The sequence below is a fragment of the Natronococcus pandeyae genome, assembly GCF_008122205.1.
GTDB classification, from domain to species: Archaea; Halobacteriota; Halobacteria; order Halobacteriales; family Natrialbaceae; genus Natronococcus; species Natronococcus pandeyae.
On the sequence record NZ_PHNJ01000001.1, the window covers coordinates 634,902 to 658,871 of the forward strand.

A 23,970-nucleotide genomic window follows, 5' to 3' on the forward strand; every position below is an offset into this window, starting at 1 on the left:
GATTGTCCGGCAAAAATTACGATCATGTACGACGACGAGGATCTCGAGTCCATTCGCCAGGCCACCGAAGAGTGGGAGGAAGAGACGCTCGAACCGACACTCGAGGCACACGGCGAGCGCCAGGATCGGTTCGCGACGGTCTCGAACACCGAGGTGGACCGGCTCTACACGCCAGACGACGTGAGCGATCTGGACTACCTCGAGGATCTCGGCTTCCCCGGCGAGGAGCCCTACACCCGCGGCCCGTATCCGACGATGTATCGCGGGCGCACGTGGACGATGCGTCAGTTCGCCGGCTTCGGAACGGCCGAAGAGACCAACGAGCGGTTTCACTACCTGATCGATCAGGGCCAGACCGGCCTCTCGACGGCGTTCGACATGCCGACGCTGATGGGACTGGACTCCGACGATCCGATGAGCGAGGGCGAGATCGGCAAGGAGGGCGTCGCGGTCGACACCCTCCGAGACATGGAGATCCTCTTCGACGGGATCGACTTAGAGGAGATCTCGACCTCCTTCACGATCAACCCCTCCGCACCGGTGATCTACGCGATGTACATCGCGCTGGCCGACCAGCAGGGGGTTCCGCGGGAGAACATCCGTGGAACCCTCCAGAACGACATGTTCAAGGAGTTCATCGCCCAGAAGGAGTGGGTGATCCCACCGGAGCCTTCCCTGGATCTAGTCACTGACACGATCGAGTTCTCGACCGAGCAGACGCCGAAGTTCCACCCCGTCTCGATCTCGGGCTATCACATCCGCGAGGCCGGCTCGACGGCCGTCCAGGAACTCGCCTTTACCCTCGCCGACGGCTTCGGCTACGTCGAGGACGCGATCGATCGCGGGCTGGACGTCGACGAGTTCGCGCCTCGCCTCTCTTTCTTTTTCAACTGTCACAACTCCTTCTTCGAGGAGATCGCGAAGTACCGGGCGGCGCGGCGCATCTACGCCCGCGTGATGGACGACTGGTACGGTGCGGAGAAGGCCGAGTCCAAGCGGCTCAAGTTCCACACCCAGACCGCGGGCCAGTCGCTGACGGCCCAGCAGCCGCTGAACAACGTCGCCCGCGTGACGATCCAGGCCTTAGCCGGCGTCCTCGGCGGCACGCAGTCGCTGCACACCAACAGCTTCGACGAGGCGCTCGCGCTGCCCGGCGAGAAGGCCGTCCGAGTCGCGCTCCGAACCCAGCAGATCATCGCCGAGGAGTCCGGCGCCGCGGACATCGTCGATCCGCTGGGCGGGAGCTTCGCCGTCGAGTCTATCACTAACGAGACCGAGGAGCGCGCGATGCGCTACATCGAGGAGATCCGCGACATGGGCGACGGCTCGGTCCGCGACGGGATTCTCGAGGGGATCGACGAGGGCTACTTCCTCCGCGAGATCCAGGAGGCCTCCTACGAGTACCAGGAACGAGTCGAACGCGGGGAGGAAGTGGTCGTCGGCGTCAACGAGTACACGATCGAGGAGGATACCAGCCCCGATATTCTCCAGGTCGACGAGACCACGGCGGAGCGACAGCTCGGGCGACTCGAGGACGTCAAGGACGAACGCGACGACGCCGAGGTGGAGGCGACGCTCGAGGAACTCCAGGGGGCCATCGATCGCGGCGAGAACACGATGCCGTACATCATCGACGCGGTGAAGGCCTACGCGACGATGGGCGAGATCATGGACGTGTTCGAGGCCGAGCACGGTGCCTACAGCGAACAGATCGGCCTCGCCTGAGCGGTCCAGTTCCGGCCCCGCCTTGCGGTTCCCTCCCCAACCTACTCGACTGGCGACGTGATACGAAGCGTAACCGATGGTCTCGACGCGCGTCGTCGTCCTCGTCTCGCTGGTCGCGAGTCTCGTCATCGCAGTTGCGAAGTTCGTCGCCTACCTGCTGACTGGGAACGTGAGCATGCTGAGCCAGACGTACTACTCGCTCAGCGACGCGGGGAACCAGGTGTTGTTGCTCCTCGGATTTCGACTCAGCGAGGCGGGCGCGAGCCGGAAACACCCGTTCGGACGAGGGAAAGAGCAGTACTTCTTCGCGTTCGTCGTTACGGTGCTCCTGTTCGGCATCGCCGGCTTCGCGTCGGTCCGGGAGGGGTACGGCGCCCTCGGATCGCCGTTCGCCGAGGCCGACGTCAGGATCAACTACGTCGTCCTCGGGGTCGCCCTGCTGTTCGAGTCCTACGCGTTCTACAAGTCCTACGGCGGGATGAAACGCGAGAGCGACGTCGAGGGCTTTGGCTCGCTGCTCGAGACGTTCCGGCGCTCGAAGGACGCACCCCTGCTCACGGCGGCGACGGAGAACTTCGTCGCCGTCATCGGCGTCGTCGTCGCCATTCTCGGCGTCTACCTCACGGACCGTACCGGGGCGGTCGTCTACGACGCCGCGGCGAGTATCGTGATCGGGCTGTTGCTGATGTTCCTCGCGCTGGCGCTCGCGTGGGAGAACCGCAGTCTCATCGTCGGCGAGGGCGTTACTCGCCGCGAACGCGCCGAGATCGTCGACGCCATCGACGCGGTCGACGGCGTCGAGGAGTTGCTCGACCTCCGGACGATGCATCTGGGTCCGGAGTCGGTGCTCGTGGCGTGTGACATCCGGTTCCGTTCGGACCTCGACACTGCAGGCGTCGAGGAGACGGTCGATATCGTCGAAGATGCGATTCGAGCGCGCGTCCCCGAAGCCGACCGGATCTACGTCGAAGCGGAATCGAAGATACCGTAACCGCGTCGCCGATCGTCACACAGCGTGCTCGTCGAACCGGGAGACGGCCGTCACGACGAGCACGAGCGTCACCAGGAAGACCCCTACGGAGACGCCGCCGTAGAGAGCGAACGTCACAGGCGAGACGACGAACCTGATGCCGAGGACGGTGACCTCCTCGAGGCCGCTCTGGGCGGGGAGGACGGAGCCCAGCAGCGCGCCGAAGGCGGCCGTCGCGAGGACGAGCGCGAGGCCCAGAGTGAGGACGAGTCGCCGTCCCCCGAACGTTCGGCCAGCGTTTCGGTCGCCGTCGGTCGTCATAGCCGACGGTTCGGTGACGTGATATAGACTTTTGTCGGTTTCTCCCGTCGACACGGGTATGGAAGAGAAGGAACTGTTCGGGCTGTTGCTCGTCGGAATCGCCCTGATGATGGCGCTGACCGGGTTCGTCCTCATCATCAACTGAGACCGTCGGCTGCAACCATTTCTGGGACAACGGCGAGGCGGTCCGCTATCGTCGCGATAACCCGTTCCAGCCGACAGTGCCGAAGCGTCACCGTGACTCCGGCGTCTCGCCCCGCGTGTGCTCGTCGCTCTCGATTACCCGGGCCGCGATGTAGGTCACGAGTGCGAGGCTGCCGATCATCGACAGCAGGATGGCGAACTGGATTCCCGATCGGAGGGGGTCGAACCCCCACGGATTGAACACGGCGAAGACCGCGACGAAAAAGAGCATGATCGCGAGCGGAATCAGGTTGACTGCGAGGTCGAGTGCGACTTCGGCGTCGAATGCGCGTCTGCTCATGGTGAATCTGGACGGTGTTGATCAGGTGTTTCGATAGCGCAGGAGGATCGCGCCGACGACCGTGACGACGCCGGCGACAGCGATCGAGATGCCGCGAGTCACGAGGCCGAACAGTTGCTCGCTGCCGGCGACGGTCACGAGTTCGGTCCCGATAGCGTACAGCAGCGAGCCCAGCGCGACGAAGACGAGTCCCAGACCGATCGCGAGCGGCCACGGACTCGAGACGTGCCCCGACTCGGTGACGAAGCCGGTGATGCTCGCCACGAAGAGTACGATTCCGCCGACCGCGATCGGGAAGAGGTCGACGAGGACGCCGACCTCGGAGAGGACGAGTCCGACGGCGACGAGGACGGGCCAGGGGCTCGAGGTGGTCGGCCCCTCGGTCCCCGTCGAGTGGTCGGCCATATCGGGCGTACGACCTCCTGCCTGTAGTACCTAATCCTACCGATCTGATACGACAACAGTCACGCCGCAGAATACGTTCGGGAGCCGACAGCAGCGATCGCGCTGTTAGACGTCGCGGTCGATGACGAACTCCGTGAACTCCTCGAGTTTACGCGTGGTTTCCGGGTCGAAGTCGAGATCGGCGATCTCGCCGCGTGCCTCGGCGGCCAGACCGAGTGCGCGTTCGCGGGCGTACTCGATGCTCCCCGCCTCCTCGAGGATCGAGAGCGCCTCGAGGATCTCCTCGTCGGTGTTGTCGTCGTCCTGCAGGAGCTCCTGGAGTCGGTGGGCTGTCTCGGGGTCGCTCTCTTCCATCGCGTGGATCACGAGCAGCGTCTTCTTTCCCTCGCGGACGTCGTTGCCGAACTCCTTGCCGAACTCGCCGGCGCGACCGAGCGAGTTCTCGACGTCGAGAATGTCGTCGCCGATCTGGAAGGCGACGGCGGTCAGTTCGGCGTAGCTGGCGACGGCCTCCTCGACGTCGGCCGGCTGGTCGGTGATGATCGCCGCCAGTCGCGCGACGATCCGTCCCAGACAGCCGGTCTTGCACGCGCACATCTCGAGGTACTGCTCGGGCGTGACCCGGACCTCGCGTTCGTTGTGCCAGCAGATGTCCATCCCCTGGCCGAGGTGGGTCCGGTTGAGTTCGTCCATCAGCATCTCGTAGGCGGCCAGCCGCCGGTCCGCCGGGAGGTCGGCGTGATCCTGGGTCAGGATCTTCAGCGGCAGGAAGTACATCGCGTTGCCGGCGTTCAGCGCGATGTCCTCGTCGAAGACGTGGTGCAGCGCCGGCCCTCCGCGACGCATCGCGGCCTCGTCCTCGACGTCGTCGACGATGATCGTTCCGTTGTGCAGAATTTCCGGAATACAGGCGTACTGCAGGTAGTCGGCCGGATCCTCTCCGAAGGCGTCGATGAAGACCAGAAAGAGCACTGCGCGCCAGCGTTTTCCGCCCCGGTCGAGTAGTTCCCAGAGAGGGTCCGCCAGCGCTCGCTGGATCCCCTCCGAATCGTACTCGTAGGTTGGCTCACCGAAGAACTCCTCGAGGTACTCGGGGTCGACCTCGCGCGGAACGAGATCGGCGATCGCCTCGTCGATAGCCGGCCGCCACTCGGCAAGCGTCTCCCGCATACCACCCTCGAGTGCGAGCGGGGTAAAAAAGATTCAGTTATTCCTGTCTCTCCGCGAGCCACGATTCTCGTCGCTCGCGCGTTTCGCGCGGAACCGTGACCTGGCGTCGACGAAGCCGATACTATTACCCGATGGTGGATCCACGGTTCGCGCATGACTACGTGGATCGGTGACCTGTTCACCAGTGACGTTGGCTGGAACCACCTCGAGCGCCTGGTCGATATTGGCGACCGAATGGCCGGCAGCGACGGCGAGCGAGAAGCTGCAGCGCTCACCCGCGACGCGCTCGAAGACGTCGGCGCCCGGAACGCCCGGCTCGAGTCGTTCGACATTCAGGGCTGGGCCCGCGGTGACAGTTCGATCCTCGCCGGCGAGACCAGTCAGGACTGCATCGCGCTTCCCCGGAGCCCGTCCGACCGCGTCGAGGCACCGCTGATCGACCTCGGCTACGGCCTCCCCGACGACTTCGAGGAGACCGACGTCGAGGGCGCGGTCGTCATGGTCCGCAGCGACATTCCGGACTACTACGACCGGTACGTCCACCGCCGGGAGAAGTACTACCACGCCGTCGACAACGGTGCCGTCGGCTTCGTCTACCGTAACCACGTCGAGGGCTGTCTGCCGCCGACCGGCAGCGTTGGAACCGCGGACGATCCGATCGGTGACATTCCGGCCGTCGGCGTCTCGAGCGAGGTTGGGGCGCGCCTGGCCCGGCGGTTCGACGGCGAGGCCGTCACGGTCTCGGTCGACGCCGACATCCACTCGGCCGAGAGCCAGAACGTCCACGCCGAACTCGGCCCCGACACGGACGAGCGCGTGCTCGTGACGAGCCACGTCGACGCCCACGACATCGCCGAGGGCGCGCTCGACAACGGCGCCGGCACCGCGATGGTCGTCGAACTCGCGAACGCGCTCGCCGGCCGCGAGGACGACCTCGAGACCCGCGTCGAGTTCGTCGCCTACGGCGCCGAGGAGGTCGGACTGGTCGGCTCCAACTACCACGCCGACGAGACCGACCACGACACGATCGAGGCGATCGTCAACAACGACGGCGTCGTCCGGGGTCGAACGCTCGAGTTCACCACCCACGGGTTCGACGGCCTCGAGGAGGCCGCCGAGGCGGTCGCCGACCGGTACGGCCACTCGGTCGATATCGTCCCTCGACTCGGCCCTCACAGCGACCACTGGCCGTTCGTCCAGTGGGGCGTCCCCGGCTACCACGTCATGTCGAGTTCCGACGAGGTCGGTCGCGGCTGGGGCCACACCTTCGCCGACACGTTCGACAAACTCGAGAAGCGCGACCTTCGAGAGCAGGCGATCCTCCTGACCGATCTGGTCGTCGCACTCGCGAGCGAGGAAGCCACCGTCGAACGTCGCTCGACCGAGGAGATCATCGAGGATCTCGAGGCCCAGGACCTCGCCGAAGGGATGCGGATCACCGGCGACTGGCCGTACGACGACTGAGACGGTCTTCTGTAACGATTTGCCAGAGCAACCGCAGGACCCTCGCGGTTGCTCTGGAAATGACTTACAGCAGTCCGTATGACGTCCCGATCGCGAACAACCGTATCCTTTTGCACCGGCCGGGTGAACTGGCGAGCATGGATGCCGCGTGGAGTCCGGGCGACGGCGGAAGTGTCGTCGGTGTCGTCGATCACGAAACGGCCGCGAGCGAGACGCTCACCGGTGCCGTCGACGCTCTCGAAACCCGTCTCGCGGATCGCGATGCGACGATCGTCAGCGACTCGCTCGAGGACGTCCTCGCCGCGGAGCCGTCGCTACTGCTCGCGGCCGGCGAACCGGCGCTGTCGGACGTCGCCCGGAATGGAACGCGAACGCCCGTGCTTCCCGTCGGCGACGTCGGCGGAGTCGAGTCGGTGTCGATAGATCGACTTCCCGAGGCACTCGAGGCCGCGCTCGAGGGAGAGGCGCGAACGCAGACACACCCCGTTCTCGGCGTCGAACTCGAGGGAGCGACGTCCCGCGCCCTGTTCGACGCGACGCTGGTGACGGACGAACCGGCACGGATCTCGGAGTACAGCGTCCGCAGCGGCGGCGATCTCGTCGACTCGTTTCGTGCGGACGGCGTCGTCGTGGCGACGCCCGCGGGAACGGGCGGCTACGCCAGTGCCGTCAACGCACCCTCGCTCTCGGCGTCAGTCGACGCCGTCGCGGTCGCGCCGATCGGACCGTTCACCACTCGGACGCAGCGGTGGGTGCTCCCCGACGACGCGGTCGAACTCGCGGTCGAACGCGACGAGGGTGCGGTGACGCTCGTCGTCGACGGCCGGTCGGTCGGAACGGCTCCCGTGGGTTCGCCGGTCAGTATCGGTGCCGACGGGACGCTCGAGACGCTGGTCGTTCCGACGGCGTCGCTCGAGGAGCGGGAACAGTAGCCGCTGGACGTCGATGCACACCCGATCGCACTGTCCGCGGTTCGGAGTGAGTGCGGTTCAGAACGAAGTAGAGAGAATTGCGGACGCGAACGGGGAGGAACGACCCGTGAGCGACGCGAGCGAGAACCGCGCTCCTGTCGTGGATCGATGTGTACTCTTTCTCGAGGACCACCGACCCTGTCATATATTAAACTATATAATTCCTGGATGATAGCTACCCGTTATGTCCTCTACTACTCGAGATCTCAAGGACACGATTGCTCTCACGACGATAGGGATTCAGATTTCTATTTTCGGTCTGGCAATGGATTTGATAACTCTCGTTATCATCGGGGTGCTGATAACGACTGTCGAGGCGATGAGAACGCTGTTTAATTGAATCGAGACAGTACAGAGGAAGACAGAAATACCGCCTCATTTTGCTGATGGAAGCCCCTCGTGGTGTGCGGCCAGAAGTTCCAACGCGGGTCTGATTTCGTCGAACTGCGGTCCCCGTTCGACGCGACGTGTCTCGGGACTCCAGTCGACAAATCCATACGCGTCTAATTTGGGGAGATGAACGTGCCGATGTTCGACTCTTTCCGCTTCACCGGTTCCTCTGGCGTCGGGCAGTGTCTCGAGTTCTTTCGGTGAATCCGATTGCGGAGTCTCTTCCAGCAAGGCGAATAGCAGTTGCCGCCGTTGCACGTTCGACAGTACTTCGTATAGGTTGTCGTGTGTTCGGGTCATCGTTGTAACTCGGTTGCTCTCCCACCATTTATATCTCCTCCCAAAAATAGTTGAAATAATATTCTCGGTTCTCTGAATTACTTGGGCGTGCCGTACGGTCCGCATCGCTACGTACCGACTCGACCGCTTCAGGTTCGACTCTAATTCTGAACCGCGAAACCGAACTCCCAACTGCCGGTAGCTCTGCTCGATAGTCCCGACTGCCGGTAACCGCCATGCTGACCCTCGATACTCACCCGGTGGAGCAGGCACCCCGTCCGGTGGAACGGCTACTCGAGCGGAGCGAACGATAAAAGCGGAGTCGGACCGGATCTCCCGAGTAGCGGACGGGAGAGAGATAGTCGCCTCGGACGTCGAACAGGTTCGTTAGCTGTTGAACGGCTCTTCGTCTCGGTGGTTGTCCGGATTGACGTGCTCTCGAGCGTCGTCCTCCCGGTCGTCGGATTTGTGTTCGATATCCTGGCGTCGCTGCTCCTCGTCCTGGCGTTCGCGGGCTTCCTTTTCCTCTTCGGTCAGCCCTTCTTCGTCCTCTTCCTCGACGTCCGTGTCCTCGTGTGTGAGTTCGACGTCTCGTCCGTGCTCGTCCTTTCCGGTCTCGTCACTGTTGTCGGACATAGTGATTCTACGAGAGGGTTCCGTCGGTTTCCGAAAAGGGGTTTGGCTTGCAACGGACGGCGGCGGAATTTCGTCGGCGACGGGCCGGCTACCAGGGTTCGCCGGAGGCGAGGTCGATCTCGCTGTCTCCCTTCTCGGAGGGGCAGACGTCGGCGAGCACGCAGTCGCTACAGTCGGGGTTCCGGGCCGTACAGACCGCGCGCCCGTGATCGATACAGAGGTGGGTGAACTGCTGCCAGTAGCCCTCGGGGACGAGTTCCATCAGCTCCTGTTCGATCGCTTCGGGGCGCTTTTTTTCGGTGATCCCGAGCCGTCGGGAGAGACGCTGGACGTGCGTGTCGACGACGACCCCTTCGACGACGTCGTGGGCGTGCTGGAGCACGACGTTGGCCGTCTTCCGGCCGACGCCGGAGAGTTCGGTCAGTTCGTCCATCGTGTCGGGGACCTCGCCGTCGTGCTCCTCGAGGATCGTCTCGCAACTGCTCTTGATGTAGCCCGCCTTGCTGTTGTAGTAGGTGATCGAGTTCAGGTCCTCGGCGAGTTCCTCCTCGTCGACGGCCGCGTACTCTTCGGGCCCGTCGTACTTTTCGAACAGGTGCTTCGTCTCCTTGTTGACGCGCTCGTCGGTACACTGCGCCGAGAGGATCACCGCGATCAGCAACTCGAGACGGTTCGAGTACCGAAGCGAGATGGTCGAGTCGGGGTACTCGGACTCGAGTCGGTCGACGACCTCGGCGGCCTGTTCCTCGCGGCTCTCGAGAGGGGTTCCCATAGGGGTGTGGTAGGAGGGGTCTCGTTTCAGCGTTCGGATTTACTCGAGCGCGACCGGTTCCGAAGCGCCGCCTGCTTCGGGGTCCCTCGTCGCGGATCGCCACGCTTTGGCCCCTGGCGCGCGGAAATCATCCATGAACGTCGCAGTTACGGGCGGTCGGGGCTCGTCAGGTCGCTGGATCGTCGATCGACTCGCCGACGAACACGCGGTCACCTGTCTGGATCGGACCCATCCCGGGCAGGCGGGCCACCCCGATGTCGAGTACCGCGCGCTGGACCTGACCGACTCGGGTGCAGTGTTCGACGCGCTCACGGCTACAGAGCCGGACGCGGTCGTCCACTGGGCCGCGATTCCGGTCGCAGGACGTCACCCTGGTGTGGATCTCTACCGGAACAACACCATCGCGGCACACGCCGTCCTGACGGCGGCCGGCCGTATCGGGGCCAGAGTCGTCCAGGCGTCGTCCGACGGCGCCTACGGCTTCTTCTTCGCCGAGGAGACGCCGCTCCCCGACGAACTCCCGGTCACGGAGGACCACGCCCTGCGGCCCGAAGACCCGTACGGCCTCTCGAAGGTCGTGACCGAAGAGATCGGCAAGACCGTCGCCCGTCGAGACGGCGTCCCGGTCGCGTCGGTGCGTCCCTCGTGGATCCAGTTCCCGGGCGACTACCCGTGTCGCGACGACGAGTACGTTGGCGACCTCGCCGCCGGCGCCGGCAACTTCTGGTCGTACGTCGATATCAGAGACGTCGTCGACGCGGTCGAGGCCGCCCTGCTCGCCGACTTCGCGGGCCACGAGGCGTTCAACTGCGTGGGTCCGGACAACGCGCTCGGCCGCCCGCTGCGGAACCTGGTTCGCGAACACTACGGCGGACTCCCCGAGGACTGCGCCGTCGAGGGGGACGCGGCCGCGTACTCGACCGCGAAGGCGGAGGACGTCCTCGGCTGGGAACCCGCTCGATCGTGGCGCGAGGCGGCCGACGAATCAGTCCCCGAGCCGACGGTTTGAGAGGGTCGAGTCGTCACTTCGTCGTTTCCCGTTCGTCACGACACCCCCAGAGCACGCCGGCGCGATCGCCGGTCGCGGGATGCCGTGAGCTTTAAGCGGCCCTCAGCCAGCTATCAGGGTATGAAAGCGACCGCGATCGCTCACCCGATCCAGGGACTCGTCAAGTATCACGGGATGCGCGACGATATCGAGCGCCTCCCCTACCACGACAGCATCAGCGTCTGTACGGCCCCGAGCCACACTCGGACGACCGTCGAGTTCTCGATGGAGTACGACGAGGACACCTACGTCGTCGACGGCGAGGAACTCGACGGTCGCGCCGCCGAGCGCGTCGATGCCGTCGTCGAGAAGGCTCGGAAGCTCTCCGACGCCGCACACACGGTCTACCCCGTGCGCCTCGAGAGCGAGAACAGCTTCCCGACGAACGTCGGGCTTGGCTCCTCGTCGTCGGGCTTCGCCGCCGCGGCGATGGCCCTCGCCGAGGCGGCCGAGCTCGACGCCGACCGGGGAACGATCTCGACGATCGCTCGCGTCGGGTCGGCCTCGGCCGCTCGCGCGGTTACCGGCGCCTTCTCGCAGCTTCACACCGGACTGAACGACGACGACTGTCGATCGGAGCGGCTCTCCAGCGATCTCCACGAGGACCTGAAGATCGTCGTCGGCCTCGTCCCCTACCACAAGGAGACCGAGGACGCCCACGACGAGGCCGCCGACAGCCACATGTTCCAGGCCCGTAACGCCCACATTCACGGGCAGATCGCCGAGATGCGCGACGCCCTCCGGAACGACGACTTCGAACGGGCGTTCGAACTCGCGGAACACGACTCGCTCTCGCTCGCCGCGACGACGATGACCGGCCCCGAGGGGTGGGTCTACTGGCAGCCGGCGACGCTCGCCATCTTCAACGCGGTGCGAAAACTCCGCGAGGAAGAGGATATCCCGGTCTACTTCTCGACCGATACCGGCGCCAGCGTCTACGTCAATACGACCGAGGAGCACGTCGACCGCGTCGAGGAGGAAGTTTCGGACTGCGGCGTCTCGACGACCGTCTGGGACGTCGGCGGTCCCGCACGGCTGTTAGACGAGGATCAGCACCTGTTCTAGACGATCGCGATTCGTTTCGACTCGAAGGTTCTGCCACCGGTTCCAGCCGCTGCTGATCAAGCGGATCAGCGCTGTTTACCGCTGTCCGTGTGTATCAGCGTCGTTTACCGCTGACTGGGCGGATCAGTGCCGTTCGAAAAATGTGGGTGAGCTACGTCGAACCGGATCGTGTCGTGTCGGTTGCGTGTGAGGGTACCAACGGGGTGCGTGTGTTACCAACGCGCTCGTGTGAGACTCATCGCTCGCAGCGCGGCACCGACGACGATCAGTGCGATCACTGCCACCGCGAGCCACTGACCGGTGTGGGTCGCGAGCGCCTCCCCGACCATGCCGAGGAGGTCGGCGCCGACTGCCTGTCCAACGGCGAACAGCACGACTGCGAGACCGACGAGTACAACGATCGTCTGAACGACGGTCGAGGCCATCCACGCTCCTGGAGCGAACCGCCGACCGCGCGGCTCTTCGTCCGGCGGTCGACCGTCCTTCGGCTCGGTGCGGGAATTACCGCGTTCAGTCTGTTCGGACATAGGCAATCACCCAATTACGATTATTCCCGAGAGACGGATTATTATGCCCCAGATAAGGTTTCACAGCGCTCGTCCGCTGTCAGTTCCCGAATAGTCGCTGCATTTCTCACGGAAACCCACCATTGTAACCAGACCGGCATGAAATAGCGTACCATGCAAGCGCGTCCGTTTTTACGCCTTCCTTCGCGGTCAGATAAACGCACATTTTACGACTGTTTGTCTGGTGAAACAGTAGGTGAGAGCGCCACCGCCACGACTCACGTCCAGCGGTCCAGCCCCGTCTGGGTGGCGTGCTCCTCGATCCGCTCGAAGCTGCGCTCGACCTCGTCCGCGTGAACGCCCCACTCTTCGACGACGTAGGCCCGTGCGGCGTCGAGATCCGGCTCGAGCGTCGTCTCGAACTCGTAGTCGTCGGTCACGTCGGGGTCGCGAAACAGCTGGCGAACCCGGTCGCCATACTCGACAGTGTCGCCGCGGGCCTCGAGCACGCTCCAGAGGTCCCCGTGCTCGGTGATCTCGCTGAGCGCCGTCTTCGGGCCGATTCCCGAGACGCCCGGATTGAAGTCCGTCCCGATGAGGATTGCGGCGTCGATCAGCTGCTCGAGCGTCAGGTCGTGGTGGTCGAGGGTGGCCTCGAGATCCATGAGTTCGGGGTCGCCCTTGCTCGTCAGCTGTCGGAGCGTCAGCGGCGCGCCGAACAGCAACGCGTCGTAGTCCTCCGAGCCGACGTAGTCGGCGTCGCCGCGCCTGGCCATGTGGGCGGCCTGGGCCTCGCCCTCGGCGGGGGCCTCGACGACCGGGACGTCGAGCAACTCGAGCAGTTCCCGACTGGTCTCCTGGATGGTCTCCGTCAGCCGCTGTGTGCGGGACTCGAGCTGGGCGATGGCCACCTGGTCGCCCTTCTCGCGGGCGGTCTCGAGCTGTTCCTCGTAGCTCCGGCGCTGCTCGCGGCGGGACTCGATCTCGTCTTCTTTCAGCTGGGAGGGGCCGCCGTCGAAGACCATCACCGGCGTCACGTCGTGCTCGAAGAAGCGCGAGATGCCCTGGACGATGCCGATGAGGTTCGCCACCTCGGTGCCGTCGGCGGTCGTGTACTTCTCGCTGGACGTCCACTTGACCGTCGTCGTCAGGTAGCGGTAGAGCCAGTTGTGGGCGTCGACGGCGATCACGCCCTCGATATCGTCGAACGACACGTCCTCGATGACCGCGATGTCTCGCAGTGCAGCGTTACCCATTACCCGTTGTTCGTGGCTCTCGGATTTGAATCGTTGGCTTCTCGCTCGAGATTCCGATAGTCGAATAGGGAGTTCGAGATCAGCGTAGCGACTTCGGGGACAGTGGCGTAACCGACGACTTCGAGAACAGTGACTTCGGGGACAGTGGCGTCGGACGACTTCGAAAACAGTGCTGTAACCGACGACTTCGAGAACAGCGACTCACACGAACACCAGGGATTCCACGTCCTCCCCAGCCGACTCGCTCGCGTTCGCGAACGCTCGCTCGTCCCTCGCGTTTCGAGCCGCGACTCGCTGTCGCTCGCCGCGGCACTGCGCGCCGGTGAGACGACCGGACCACTACAGCCTACAGTCGGTCAGTCCGGTAGCTCCAGTCTGCTGGTTCACTCGGTGTGCGGCTGTTCGTCCGTCGTGTGGTCTCGTTCGGGCGGCCCGCAGTCGTTCCTCTCCTCGAGAAAGGTCTCTTCTTCCTCCGAGAGATCTCGATTCCGAAACTCGTCGAGGCCGTCCTGATAGCGGTCGCGTCTCGAGGAGCCGTCGTCGGTCGAATCGTCGAGGGGGTCGGGGTGCTCGAGGATCAGTTCGGCGATCCCGGTCGTCTCTCCGGTGTAGCCGAAGCCAGCCCGGTAGAGCGCCTCGTAGGCGAACGGGTTGTTGACCGCGATCCGGAAACGGTCGTACCCTCGCTCGATGGCGTGCTCGCGAACGTGTCGAACGAGCGCTGGTCCGATGCCGTCGCCGCGGCGGTCGTCTGCGACGGTGACGTACCGCAGCCAGAGGGTGTCCTCGTCCGTGCGGTCCTCGTTGAACGCGAGGGCTCCGACGATCGTTCCGGACTCGTCTCGAGCGACCGCCTTTCCCGTGTTCGTCATGACGAACTTCCCGGCGTAGCTGAACCGCTCGTGATCGAGACGTAGCTTCGGTCCGTCCGGCGGCCATCCCAGCAGTTCGTACTCCACACCCGCCGCTTACGTGCCAGCTACTATAGTTGCTGGCACGGATCGGCCTCGTGCCCGTGGAACTCGGCAGGGTAGGCTTTCCAGGAGAATCTGCGGGCTAGGCTTTCCGGGTGAGCCTTTTTGCTGCTGTTCGTGGGAGCACCTCTCGCCATGAGCACCGAACAGAGCGAGACGGCCGAGACCGGAATGAGTGGAAGCGGTGGGTGGGTAGTCGGCGGCGCGGTCGGCGGTGCGATCGGCGCCCTCGCGTTCGGCGCGCTCGTCTGGGCTCTGGATCCGGCAGTCGTACAAGCGGCCATTCCAGCGATCTACGGGCTGGATCCCGTGGGTATCGTCGGCTGGGGAATCCACGTTGCCCACGGGGTCGTGCTCGGTGTGCTCTTCGGCTTCCTCGTCACGCGCGAGTTCATTCTTGGAACTCTACGGATGACCGTCGAAACCGACGCGCTCTCGCGAACCGGCGTCTGGCTCCGCGTCGTCGCCGCAGGGTTCGTCTTCGGCCTCTCAATCTGGGCGATCCTGCCCGTACTCGTCCTTCCCGCCTGGGTCGAGGCGCTCGGTGCCGACCCGGCCGGCGAGTTCCCCGTCTTCGCCGCCGAGAGCCTCGTCGGCCACCTTCTGTTCGGAACCGTTCTGGGGCTGGTCTTCGCCACGATGGTCGACCTCACCGATCGGCTGGCGACGCCGCCGCTCGAGGAGTGAGACGATCCGATGTGGGTAGCGAGTGCAAGGGAAGACGTAACGCGGACCACTGGCATATGTTACCATGCGAATGGATAACGAACAGTCCGCCTCGGATCGATCCCGTACCGATCGGAGCGTGATAGACAACGCGTTCTTGATCCTTCAGAACCAGGAGCGACGGTACGCGCTGTACTTCTTACTCGAACACGAAACCGCGTCGCTAGAGGAGGTCGCCGACATCGTCACTGGCTGGCCGCGAGCGTCGGAGTACGGGATAACCGGCCGCGAAACTCGGGATCAGGTCCTCCGAGATCTCCGGCATCGTCACGTTCCAGCGATGGCTGAAGCGGGTATCGTCGACTACGACGAGGAGACGGACACGCTCTCGTTTGCCCCGTGTCCGCCGGCGACGCGGTCGTTCGTTCGATTGGCCTGTCTCGCGGAAACCGTTCCCTGAGTATGTCCACTGAACTACCACACGGGCGGGGAGGAACTCGATGACGTTTCGCGAGTTTCTCGATCGGTTCGACCGGACAGAACGAACGATCACCATCTACGCGCCGACTTCTCATCCCGACATCGTCGACCAGTTCGAAACCCGCGTGGTATCAGTTACGCACACCCCGCTTCCCTCAGTGGCGCGGGACGAGGGGTTTCTCGTCATTCGGGATACGAGCGGGTTCGTCGCCTCGATCGGCATGCGCGAGGTTCGGGAGTTTCTCGAGCCGCCGATCTACCGCCCCTGGGACGAGGCGTTCGCGAACGCCGAGTACCGAGTTCTGCTCGAGATCCTCGACGACACGGTGTGGTACTCCCTCGATCGTCGCCAGCTTCTCGCGACGAGTCGGGAGATCGAGGATCGAGCGTGGCGCGTCGGCGAGGGGACGCTCCGCGTCGGCTTCCAGCGACTGTCGCTCCTGCAGCATCAGCTCCCGATTTACGAGCGGCTGGCCGAGGAGACGAACCTCGAGATACACGTTTACGGACGGACAGACGACTCCCCACCGAACCCGAACGGGCTGACGATCCACGCGGTCGATGTCGGCGACGCCGACGATTCGGACGGGTCCGATACCGCTTCCGGCGAGATCGGCGAGTTCTGGTTTCTCACGTTCGACGGCGGTGACGACGAGCAGCAGGCCTGCGCCTTACTCGCCGAAGAGCGGGATCCGGACGAGTTCGCCGGCTTCTGGAGCTACGATCCGGCCGTCGTCGACGAGATCGCATCGCACGTCGCCTCGACGTACGGCTGAACTCGGTGACGATCACCGAGCGGTTTTTTGTCGGTTGTCCCGTACTCCGACGCGATGACGTACGGCGAACTACTCGAGGCCGAACTCGAACAGTCCCCGGAGATGGCCGCCGACTGGCTGCGCGAACTCGCCGACGAACTCGAGGCCGGCGACGAACTGACCGTCTCGACCGACGACGACTCCGTCACGGTCGAGTTGCCGACCGACACGCTCGAATTCGAGGTCGAACTCGAGCGCGAACCGGAAGACGACGACCACGACGAGATCGAACTGGAGATCGAACTCGAGTGGGTCGTCCCGAGCGCGGGGTCGGACGAGGAGACCGAGGAGTAGCGCCGCTCCTGGAATACTTGCTTTTTTGGATCGAGAATCCCCGCGCCGGCAGTCAGAACCGATTCCGCCAGCGCTGAGTCCGCAGCACCTCGTCTTTCATCGCGGAACAGTGTTCTTTCGCGCGGTCCTCTTCGAACTCGTCGGTCATGTCGTCGGCGCACTCCGCCCACGAGCCGCCGATCGAGGACCAGTACTCGAGGACGCTATCCCTGTCCCACCCCTCGGGGAGACCATCCAGCCCGTTTACGTCTTCGTCGACGACTTCGGTCAGTGCCTCGCCGTCGGTCTGCCGGGTCGCGTCGCCGTCCTCGAGCTCGCTCGCTTCTAACGCGCCGGCCCGGTAGACCGCCGAACCGACGGCCTCGAGTCCGACGACGTACGCCGGCTGGTCGTCGCTCGCCGAGACATCCGCGAGTTCGTCCTCGCCCTGCGGGAACTCGAACCCGCTCGTCAGGACGGCCGCGACGACGCCGCGGCCGTCGGGGGTCGCGACGACATCTCCCTCGTCGTACCTGGTACTGGTGTCGCTCATACGCGCCGAAACGTCTGCCACGCCGGTATCGTCGGTGCCAGGAAACGCAAGGCGCGTTGTTCGAGTCGCGACGGCGGTTTCGATCCTATCTTCGAGTATCTGACACAACCACCGACGAGTTCGTTCTCGGAGCTCCAGAGGCTGGGATAGCGCCTCCTCGACCCTCCGTACGTTGCTACGGCGACTGTCGCGACAATATTGGATGATAGCTGTCTAAAGAATTAGACCGCTGTCACCAGAAAACATTTATTAACAGACAGGAAAGCAGGATCCGTGTCTACAGGGTTTCACGACCGGCCGACCGACAGCGCTCCCGACTTCCCCGAGGCTATCGTCGAGGAGGTAGCCGAACTCGAGGGCGTCTCCCCAACAGAGCTTCATCCGCCCCTCTACAGCGTCATCGACACCGAGGCCCTGGCCCAACTCTTTCACACGGTCGACGGAGAGGGCTGCGTGACGTTCGAATGGGTCGGGTACGAAATCACGGCCCACCAGGGCGGCCAGGTTACCGTCTTCGACCCACCGCGTGAAGCGGAGCGTTCGGTTTCCGAGGAGTGACTCGAGTCGTGGATTTTGCGTCCTACTCGCCTACCTGAAGCCGCTTTCGGCGTTCTTCGAACTCCTCGCTCCGGAGTTCGCGGCGGGCAAGGGCGAGTCGCAGTTCCTCGAGGGCGGTGTCCGATTCCCGCTCGCTGGTCTCGAGAATTCCCCTGAAAAGAAGGTACCTACCGCCACCGATCAGGAGCAAGAAGACCAGCCACGTGCCGAGCCAGGTCCACCCGCTTCCGGTACCATCCAACATGTGACTGCCAGCTTATGCACGTATCATAAGAAGCGGCACGAGCAGTATGAGTGCGACTGCTCGTGACGTTGTTCGCGTGAGAATATGTGCGGACCAGTATTGTTCCGAGACTATCTTTAAACTAATCATAGTACAAATAGGAAGTATGACAACGGACAAGCGTCCGAATTCGTGGTCTGACCCGGAGTATGTTTCAGGTATTGTCGGGGTTATCGCTACGGGTACACTCTTTCTTTACAGCGCACTAGTCGACTCTGCTCCCTCCGTTGAGACGATCGGTTTCATCGTACTCTGGATCTTTCTACCAATGGGTCTAGCGTACGAAATAGCCCAGCGAAGGGGGTAATTCTCTGCTCAACACCGCATCTGTACAGAGCGGTTCGGTAGATAGTGTAGTAGGTCGCTGCCCACGCGCTTTTCTAACCTAGCCGACGTTATCGATACACATCTCTACCTCCCATGCTTCTCTCGAGAGATAGACCGGCTTATACGGAGGAATGTCCCCGTCTCTGCCGCCTCTGGAATCTGCTTCTCTTCCGGTCCATTCCTAACTCGGACGTACTAAACTCCTATACGTGGGAGTGTAGAACGGGTAGGTTCCATCCACTCTACAATTTAGCCAGCAGGTGAGAAAATCCATTTTGAAATTAGAGAAGAGCTGTACTACGAGTCGTCGATCTCCTCGACTCCCTCCGAATGGATATTGAAACCGTACGTAAGGTCGTCGGAAGCACATGAGCCTCTACTGAACCAAAAGTCGGCTGTTTCACCCGGATCGAGTTCGATCGTTTTGTTGTGGCGCTCGCCGTCTGGCCCTCTAACAGTGAGCCGATAGTCCTCAGTGATGTTTTCCACCGTTGCGGACCTACTGCAGCTTTGCCTACCGTACCTATTGTAAAGCGGAATGTAGTCACCACTCTCTTCAGCACTGATCGAAGAGTCCGTGACCTCGAGTTTTTCGTCGAGCTCGGAATCCAGATCGAAGTCGGGTTCCAGATCATCGACATGCACGGAAGCATGGAAGCGTGCCATCTCGACTGTATACTCAGCTGCATCTTCAATCCCCTCCACAAGATCTACACCGGTTGAGTACACTCGACTCTCGCCTTCGTCGAGCTGCTCACGCTCGCTCGCACCAAGGCGTCCACTTCCGGTGATGTTCTCACCGTCATCGTCATCGACGTGCGTATCGAACCTAAAGGAGAGTTGATATTTGTCGGCGCTGGTTTTCTCAAGTTCAACGCGAACCTCAACCTCGGTCCTGTCCTCATCACGCCAGACAAAGGCGTGGTCTCGAACCTCCAGATGCTCTTCAGCTTCTTCAGAGAGGATCACCTCTCCTTCTGCATCAATCTCCTCGTTGTGATCATTGACCACTTCGGCTTCTTCGAACTCGTAGTCCTCCGTTCCGATCTGAACCAGATAACTCTCGACGTCCTCAGTACAGGATCCCTCGATCTCCTTTTCATCTGATTCACCTGGCCCGAGGTTCGTGAGCCCGCGCTCGAGATAATCACTATTCACGGTGGCACTGATGACGTACTCGTCAGTGACGTTCGTGGCACCGATCGTGAGCCGACACTGACCACTCCCAGGTTCGCCAACCCAACTGAACTCGTGATCGATCTCGAGTTTCTCCTCGAGTTCGGAATGGATGTCGACGTCAGCCTCCATCGCATCGGCTGAACGGATGGCACTGAAATTCACGACTTCGAACGTATACTGGTCGGCTCCCTCGCAATCGTCGAAGCTGACCGTGTAGACTCGGCTCTTACCTTCACCAAGATCATCTCTACTCACACTCGGGCCGGATTTCTCCGCGATCGTCTCACCGTCATCAGAGTAGAGCGTTACCTCGGTATCAAACGAGACGTGGTACTCGTCGTCGCTGCTGATTCGCTCGAGTTCCGCGTAAAACTCGCACCCGCTCCCATCCGAGTCGAGATCGTGACTCAGAACGTCCAGATGCGCTTCAGCTTCCTCGGGAAGGGCCACATCTGGTCGTTCTTCCGGCTCATCGTCCTCATCGTCTTCTGCGTCCTCTTGTTCCTCTTCTTCTTCCTGGTCTTGCTCTTCCTGCTCTTCCTGCTCCTCTTCTTCCTGGATCTCGTACTCCTCTTCTTCGTCATCCTGGTCGTCATCCTGGCCGTCGGTATCGTCGGTGCTGTCGTCCCCACCGAGGCCATCGTCCTCTTCGGGACCGTCACTGCCGTCTTGGTCGTGATCGTCGGGGTCGTCACCATTTACCTCATCAGACTCGTCCTCGAGCTCGGAACAGCCAGCGAGTGCAGCAGAGAAGGTAATACCAGTATTCGCTAGTACCGTCCGTCTATCCATACTACAAATAAAGGATACAGCTATTGTTAAGATTGCCGGAAAGAACTGGACGTTTGAATTATTTTAGAACAAGTTATAATGAACACGAAATATTATATGTCCTTCCTATTATCATCTCTACACCTCTGTTCTGTGGATTGACTTGATCGGCTTGTTATCAATAATGGGGGTGGTTCTACTGTCATCGTTAATCTGGCTTTGGACAGTGATTCGTAGTAATTGAAGCCTCAGACTGATTTGCTACGACTTGAGACAGAACCAATCTCTGAGACTCTCGTCTCTGAGAACGCTGCTAGAAGCCGTCTTACTCCGCGATTTCGATCGATCCGCAGCAGGAACATTTCCACTCGGTAGGCTCGAGTCTGATATGATCCTAACAGGTATTGAAATCGCGGTACAACGGATCGGTCGCTATTCGAACCCGGAGTATGAGCTCTGATCTGCATGTTGTGTTCATCTACTGCGGACGGAGAAAACTACGAGACAGCTCCGCTGTCTCCATGCGCGGACCGGGATTTGAACCCGACTGCGAGACGGTCGTCCTCACTCCGTTCGGACGCTGCGACTCGCGTGCTTCAAATCCCTATACGATTTCTGCTGCTCGCGGTGTTGCTCGCAGCAGAAATGCGCGGACCGGGATTTGAACCACCTGAAGACGGTCTCGCTCGTTTTACTCGCGAGCGTGCGTCTTCCGTAAATCTCCTCTATCACGCATTTTCTCCTCACGTCCGTTCGTCGAAAAGTGCGCGGACCGGGATTTGAACCCGGGCCATGAGCTTGGAAGGCTCAGGTCCTACCACTAGACCATCCGCGCGCAGTCTCTGGTTTTCGCTCCTCGTTTAAGGCTCTTCCTTTTCGATCCGATCGGTGCGAGCCTTCCCCACATCTCAGCGCTCGGATCCGGCTACCGTCGCGTAACAGTTCCCGCTCGAGAGTTCCCACTCGAGCACCGTCAGATCGCTCGCCTCGAGGTCGGCCTCGAACTCGTCGGGCGCGTAGATGTGGTAGAACCGGTCGACGGCTTCGCCGCCGGGGAGGGTCCACTCGACGGTCGTGTCGAAGCCCTCGGTTTCGTCGAACTTGTCGTGAGCGGTCGACCAGGCGCTGACGAGCGCTCGGCCGTCCGAATCGAGCACGCGGGCGAGTTCGTCGAGGCTGTCCCGGCGGGCCGTCCGCGTCGGCAGGTGATGGAGTGTCGCGACGTAGACGGCGATATCGACGACGCCGTCAGCCAGCGGGAGCGTCGCAGCGTCGCCCTGGACCAGCGAGACGTCGAACTCGCGCTCGAGCGCTCGTTCCCGCCCGGTCTCGAGCAATCCGCGACTCACGTCGAGGCCGACGACGTGCTCGAGGCCTGCCCCGGCCAACAGTTCGGCGTGGCGGCAGTTACCACAGCCGAGATCGAGACCGACGGAGCCGCTGCGAAGCCGCCCCTCGTGACCCTCGACGAAGGTTTCGACTTCCGGCCAGGCGTACTCGCGGGTCGAAGCGAAGTGACTCGCGATCCGGTCGTACGTCTCCCGGACGGCTGTTCGACGGTCCATCTCGGTCGATCCGAGAGCGCGCGGGTGCAAAAAGCGTTCGCTACGGACCGATAGAGCGGTCGAAAACGACCGCGTGGCTCGGTCGCTTCGAGTGCCATCGAGACGGAACTGGCGAGTCGTTCGAGAATTGATTGAGCCTCTAGATGTTGATGGAACGGTAACAGACACCACGATTGCTTGTAAGACTCACACCGACTGACGGATATTTTGGAATGGTGACTAGTCGTGCGTTACGTTCATACGGCGGGAGCGCCAACCCACGGTACGGAATGAGGCGCGAGCACTTCACGCTAGATGTCAGCAATGTCGACTGGGTCGAAACCGATGGCGAACCGTCGAAACCGTCGGTATCGATCGATTTTACCGGCCCAGCGACGGATCTCCGCGAGCGCCTGACCGGTCCTGACGGCGAGGTTCTCGAGGACACCGAAACCGACGCCGCGCTTCGGCTGCAGGGGTCGCTCGATTCGGACACCGACGGTGTCGTGAGTCTGGCCAACCGAACCACCGGCGAGTTCGTCCTCGAACTCAACGAGGATGCTAACGACGTCCTGAAGTTCATCCGAGCCGCCCGCGGCTACGGCGAACAGGAACCGGACGACGAGGGTCTGTACGAGATTCGACTCCTGCTCGACGGCGACGAGTTCGTCAGCTACGACAAACAGACGTTCTTGGTCTACGACGAGGAGGGGAACCTCCTCCGCAAACACAGTCTGATCCCGAGCGGTATCGAACTCTAATCCCGTCGAGCTGGAATCGACCGGCAATTATAAGTGTTTTAGGCACACCTAAATCGAATGTGCGCCGGCAGACGCCGGAGAGTCGATATGGGGAACGGACAACTACTCACGACGACGGCCGACGAACCGCAGCGGGAGACGCTGTCACCACAGTCTACGGACGATGTCGTCCTCGAACTCGAAGACGTCGCCAAACACTACGGCAGCGAGACCGTGATCTCGGATCTCTCGCTTTCCGTTCGCGACGGCGAAATTCTCACGTTGCTCGGACCGTCCGGCTGCGGCAAGACGACGACCCTGCGACTCATCGCCGGACTCGAGAAACCGAACCAGGGCGATATCCACCTCCAGAACGACCCCGTCGCCGGGAACGGTCGGTTCGTTCCCGCCGAGGAACGCGGTATCGGGGTCGTCTTTCAGGAGTTCGCCCTCTTTCCGCATCTCACTGCCCGGGAGAACGTCGCTTTCGGACTCCAGGACTGGTCCGAACCGGAACGTGAGGCTCGCGTCGCAGAACTGCTCGAACTCGTCGGCCTCGAGACACACGGCGAGGATTACCCGGACGAACTCTCCGGCGGCCAACAGCAGCGGATCGCGCTCGCGCGATCACTCGCGCCCGAACCGGAGATGCTCTTGCTCGACGAACCGTTCTCGAATCTGGACGTCGATCTGCGCGTCGAGATGCGCGAGGAGGTTCGCCGGATCATCAAGCAGACGGGGGTCACCGCCATCTCCGTCACGCACGACCAGGAGGAGGCGATGTCGATCTCTGACCGCGTCGCCGTAATGAACGACGGGGATATCGAACAGATCGATACCCCCGAAGAGGTCTTTCAGCAGCCCGAGTCGCGGTTCGTTGCGGGATTTCTCGGCCACGCTAGCTTCCTCTCGGGTGCGGTTCGCGGGGATCACGTCGACACCGCGCTCGGACGGGTACTCCGCGACAACGTCAACGGGCTCGCCGAACAGTACGACGGGACTACCGTCGACCTGCTCGTCAGACCGGACGACGTGACCGCCTTCCCGACCGAGGTAGCCGACACGGAAGCAGACGGGACGGTCGTCTACCGGCGCTACCTCGGACCGACCGTCCTCTACCGCGTCGAACTCGACACCGGTGAGACCATCGAGTGCATGCACAACCACTCGGACCGGATCGATCTGGACGAGCGCGTCGCCGTTCGCGTCACCGCCGACCACGAACTCGCCTGGTTCCCGGCGGGTCAGCGGGACAGAAACCCGCAGGTCGCTTCGGACTGATTGCCTCGGTTCTGTTCCCCAGCTGTTCTCGCGCTGTCTCGATACATCCCGCTCGAGCGGTGAC

Annotated in this window: 26 protein-coding genes and 1 tRNA gene; 13 read left to right on the forward strand and 14 right to left on the reverse strand. The window is 62.5% G+C overall.

Going from position 1 to position 23,970, the window contains the following annotated elements; translation table 11 throughout:
• The first annotated feature begins 24 nt into the window (after positions 1 to 24).
• Both CV102_RS03220 and CV102_RS03225 read left to right on the forward strand, forming a co-directional pair.
• Positions 25 to 1,725, forward strand: a complete 1,701-nt coding sequence (locus tag CV102_RS03220) for an acyl-CoA mutase large subunit family protein (RefSeq protein ID WP_148856436.1) — start codon at positions 25 to 27, stop codon at positions 1,723 to 1,725.
• A 76-nt stretch (positions 1,726 to 1,801) separates the two neighbouring features.
• Positions 1,802 to 2,716: a cation diffusion facilitator family transporter gene (locus tag CV102_RS03225; protein ID WP_148856437.1), complete on the forward strand. Its 915-nt coding sequence runs from the start codon at positions 1,802 to 1,804 to the stop codon at positions 2,714 to 2,716.
• A gap of 15 nt (positions 2,717 to 2,731) precedes the next feature.
• Here CV102_RS03225 and CV102_RS03230 read toward each other — a convergent pair whose 3' ends face one another.
• From CV102_RS03230 to CV102_RS03245, 4 genes are all read right to left on the reverse strand, one after another.
• Complete coding sequence (locus tag CV102_RS03230; RefSeq protein ID WP_148856438.1) at positions 2,732 to 3,016, reverse strand: DUF7520 family protein; 285 nt, start codon at positions 3,014 to 3,016, stop codon at positions 2,732 to 2,734.
• Positions 3,017 to 3,248: 232 nt separating this feature from the next.
• Positions 3,249 to 3,500 carry a DUF6684 family protein gene (locus CV102_RS03235; protein WP_148856439.1) on the reverse strand — a complete coding sequence of 84 codons (252 nt, stop codon included), beginning with the start codon at positions 3,498 to 3,500 and terminating at the stop codon, positions 3,249 to 3,251.
• A 21-nt stretch (positions 3,501 to 3,521) separates the two neighbouring features.
• Positions 3,522 to 3,905 carry a DUF7541 family protein gene (locus tag CV102_RS03240; protein ID WP_148856440.1) on the reverse strand — a complete coding sequence of 128 codons (384 nt, stop codon included), beginning with the start codon at positions 3,903 to 3,905 and terminating at the stop codon, positions 3,522 to 3,524.
• Positions 3,906 to 4,010: 105 nt separating this feature from the next.
• Positions 4,011 to 5,075: a polyprenyl synthetase family protein gene (locus tag CV102_RS03245; RefSeq protein ID WP_148856441.1), complete on the reverse strand. Its 1,065-nt coding sequence runs from the start codon at positions 5,073 to 5,075 to the stop codon at positions 4,011 to 4,013.
• A 153-nt stretch (positions 5,076 to 5,228) separates the two neighbouring features.
• Here CV102_RS03245 and CV102_RS03250 point away from each other — a divergent pair, with 153 nt between their 5' ends.
• Together CV102_RS03250 and CV102_RS03255 are read left to right on the forward strand one after the other, a co-directional pair.
• Complete coding sequence (locus CV102_RS03250; protein WP_148856442.1) at positions 5,229 to 6,539, forward strand: M28 family peptidase; 1,311 nt, start codon at positions 5,229 to 5,231, stop codon at positions 6,537 to 6,539.
• Between the two features lie 137 nt (positions 6,540 to 6,676).
• Positions 6,677 to 7,471 carry an NAD(+)/NADH kinase gene (locus CV102_RS03255; protein WP_148856443.1) on the forward strand — a complete coding sequence of 265 codons (795 nt, stop codon included), beginning with the start codon at positions 6,677 to 6,679 and terminating at the stop codon, positions 7,469 to 7,471.
• A gap of 1,095 nt (positions 7,472 to 8,566) precedes the next feature.
• Here the strand turns inward: CV102_RS03255 and CV102_RS03265 are convergent.
• Positions 8,567 to 8,815: a hypothetical protein gene (locus CV102_RS03265; RefSeq protein ID WP_148856445.1), complete on the reverse strand. Its 249-nt coding sequence runs from the start codon at positions 8,813 to 8,815 to the stop codon at positions 8,567 to 8,569.
• An 88-nt stretch (positions 8,816 to 8,903) separates the two neighbouring features.
• Positions 8,904 to 9,587, reverse strand: a complete 684-nt coding sequence (gene nth, locus CV102_RS03270; protein ID WP_148856446.1) for an endonuclease III — start codon at positions 9,585 to 9,587, stop codon at positions 8,904 to 8,906.
• A gap of 133 nt (positions 9,588 to 9,720) precedes the next feature.
• On the opposite strand from nth, the gene CV102_RS03275 reads away from it, so the two are divergent.
• Together CV102_RS03275 and mvaD are read left to right on the forward strand one after the other, a co-directional pair.
• The gene (locus CV102_RS03275; RefSeq protein ID WP_148856447.1) at positions 9,721 to 10,596 is read left to right on the forward strand and encodes an NAD-dependent epimerase/dehydratase family protein; all 876 of its coding nucleotides are present in this window, start codon (positions 9,721 to 9,723) and stop codon (positions 10,594 to 10,596) included.
• 120 nt (positions 10,597 to 10,716) lie between these two features.
• Entirely contained in the window at positions 10,717 to 11,700 is a 984-nt protein-coding gene (gene mvaD / locus CV102_RS03280; protein ID WP_148856448.1) for a phosphomevalonate decarboxylase MvaD, read from the forward strand.
• 212 nt (positions 11,701 to 11,912) lie between these two features.
• Here the strand turns inward: mvaD and CV102_RS03285 are convergent, their stop codons facing one another.
• From CV102_RS03285 to CV102_RS03295, 3 genes are all read right to left on the reverse strand, one after another.
• Entirely contained in the window at positions 11,913 to 12,227 is a 315-nt protein-coding gene (locus tag CV102_RS03285) for a hypothetical protein (protein WP_148856449.1), read from the reverse strand.
• A gap of 257 nt (positions 12,228 to 12,484) precedes the next feature.
• Positions 12,485 to 13,462: a flap endonuclease-1 gene (fen, locus tag CV102_RS03290; protein ID WP_148856450.1), complete on the reverse strand. Its 978-nt coding sequence runs from the start codon at positions 13,460 to 13,462 to the stop codon at positions 12,485 to 12,487.
• A gap of 383 nt (positions 13,463 to 13,845) precedes the next feature.
• Entirely contained in the window at positions 13,846 to 14,421 is a 576-nt protein-coding gene (locus tag CV102_RS03295) for a GNAT family N-acetyltransferase (protein WP_148856451.1), read from the reverse strand.
• 150 nt (positions 14,422 to 14,571) lie between these two features.
• On the opposite strand from CV102_RS03295, the gene CV102_RS03300 reads away from it, so the two are divergent.
• The 4 genes from CV102_RS03300 (at position 14,572) to CV102_RS03315 (ending at position 16,691) form a co-directional block, all read left to right on the forward strand.
• On the forward strand, positions 14,572 to 15,123 hold the full coding sequence (locus CV102_RS03300) for a hypothetical protein (protein WP_148856452.1): 552 nt from the start codon (positions 14,572 to 14,574) through the stop codon (positions 15,121 to 15,123).
• Positions 15,124 to 15,187: 64 nt separating this feature from the next.
• The gene (locus tag CV102_RS03305; RefSeq protein WP_148856453.1) at positions 15,188 to 15,562 is read left to right on the forward strand and encodes a DUF7344 domain-containing protein; all 375 of its coding nucleotides are present in this window, start codon (positions 15,188 to 15,190) and stop codon (positions 15,560 to 15,562) included.
• Positions 15,563 to 15,602: 40 nt separating this feature from the next.
• Positions 15,603 to 16,358, forward strand: coding sequence for a DICT sensory domain-containing protein (locus tag CV102_RS03310; RefSeq protein WP_148856454.1), 756 nt, complete (start codon positions 15,603 to 15,605; stop codon positions 16,356 to 16,358).
• Positions 16,359 to 16,412: 54 nt separating this feature from the next.
• Positions 16,413 to 16,691, forward strand: coding sequence for an amphi-Trp domain-containing protein (locus CV102_RS03315; RefSeq protein ID WP_148856455.1), 279 nt, complete (start codon positions 16,413 to 16,415; stop codon positions 16,689 to 16,691).
• A 52-nt stretch (positions 16,692 to 16,743) separates the two neighbouring features.
• On the opposite strand, the gene CV102_RS03320 is transcribed toward CV102_RS03315, so the two are convergent.
• Positions 16,744 to 17,223: a hypothetical protein gene (locus CV102_RS03320; RefSeq protein ID WP_148856456.1), complete on the reverse strand. Its 480-nt coding sequence runs from the start codon at positions 17,221 to 17,223 to the stop codon at positions 16,744 to 16,746.
• A gap of 273 nt (positions 17,224 to 17,496) precedes the next feature.
• Between CV102_RS03320 and CV102_RS03325 the strand changes: the two genes are divergently transcribed.
• Complete coding sequence (locus CV102_RS03325) at positions 17,497 to 17,781, forward strand: HalOD1 output domain-containing protein (RefSeq protein ID WP_148856457.1); 285 nt, start codon at positions 17,497 to 17,499, stop codon at positions 17,779 to 17,781.
• Positions 17,782 to 17,803: 22 nt separating this feature from the next.
• Here CV102_RS03325 and CV102_RS03330 read toward each other — a convergent pair whose 3' ends face one another.
• The 4 genes from CV102_RS03330 to CV102_RS03350 form a co-directional block, all read right to left on the reverse strand.
• The gene (locus tag CV102_RS03330) at positions 17,804 to 18,025 is read right to left on the reverse strand and encodes a hypothetical protein (RefSeq protein ID WP_148856458.1); all 222 of its coding nucleotides are present in this window, start codon (positions 18,023 to 18,025) and stop codon (positions 17,804 to 17,806) included.
• 663 nt (positions 18,026 to 18,688) lie between these two features.
• Positions 18,689 to 20,362: a hypothetical protein gene (locus CV102_RS03340; RefSeq protein ID WP_148856460.1), complete on the reverse strand. Its 1,674-nt coding sequence runs from the start codon at positions 20,360 to 20,362 to the stop codon at positions 18,689 to 18,691.
• A 743-nt stretch (positions 20,363 to 21,105) separates the two neighbouring features.
• Positions 21,106 to 21,176 (reverse strand) — tRNA-Gly (locus tag CV102_RS03345).
• Positions 21,177 to 21,249: 73 nt separating this feature from the next.
• Entirely contained in the window at positions 21,250 to 21,906 is a 657-nt protein-coding gene (locus CV102_RS03350) for a class I SAM-dependent methyltransferase (protein ID WP_148856461.1), read from the reverse strand.
• A gap of 269 nt (positions 21,907 to 22,175) precedes the next feature.
• Here CV102_RS03350 and CV102_RS03355 point away from each other — a divergent pair, with 269 nt between their 5' ends.
• Positions 22,176 to 22,646, forward strand: a complete 471-nt coding sequence (locus CV102_RS03355; RefSeq protein WP_148856462.1) for a DUF5793 family protein — start codon at positions 22,176 to 22,178, stop codon at positions 22,644 to 22,646.
• 87 nt (positions 22,647 to 22,733) lie between these two features.
• Positions 22,734 to 23,906 carry an ABC transporter ATP-binding protein gene (locus CV102_RS03360; RefSeq protein WP_148856463.1) on the forward strand — a complete coding sequence of 391 codons (1,173 nt, stop codon included), beginning with the start codon at positions 22,734 to 22,736 and terminating at the stop codon, positions 23,904 to 23,906.
• The last annotated feature ends 64 nt before the right edge of the window (positions 23,907 to 23,970 follow it).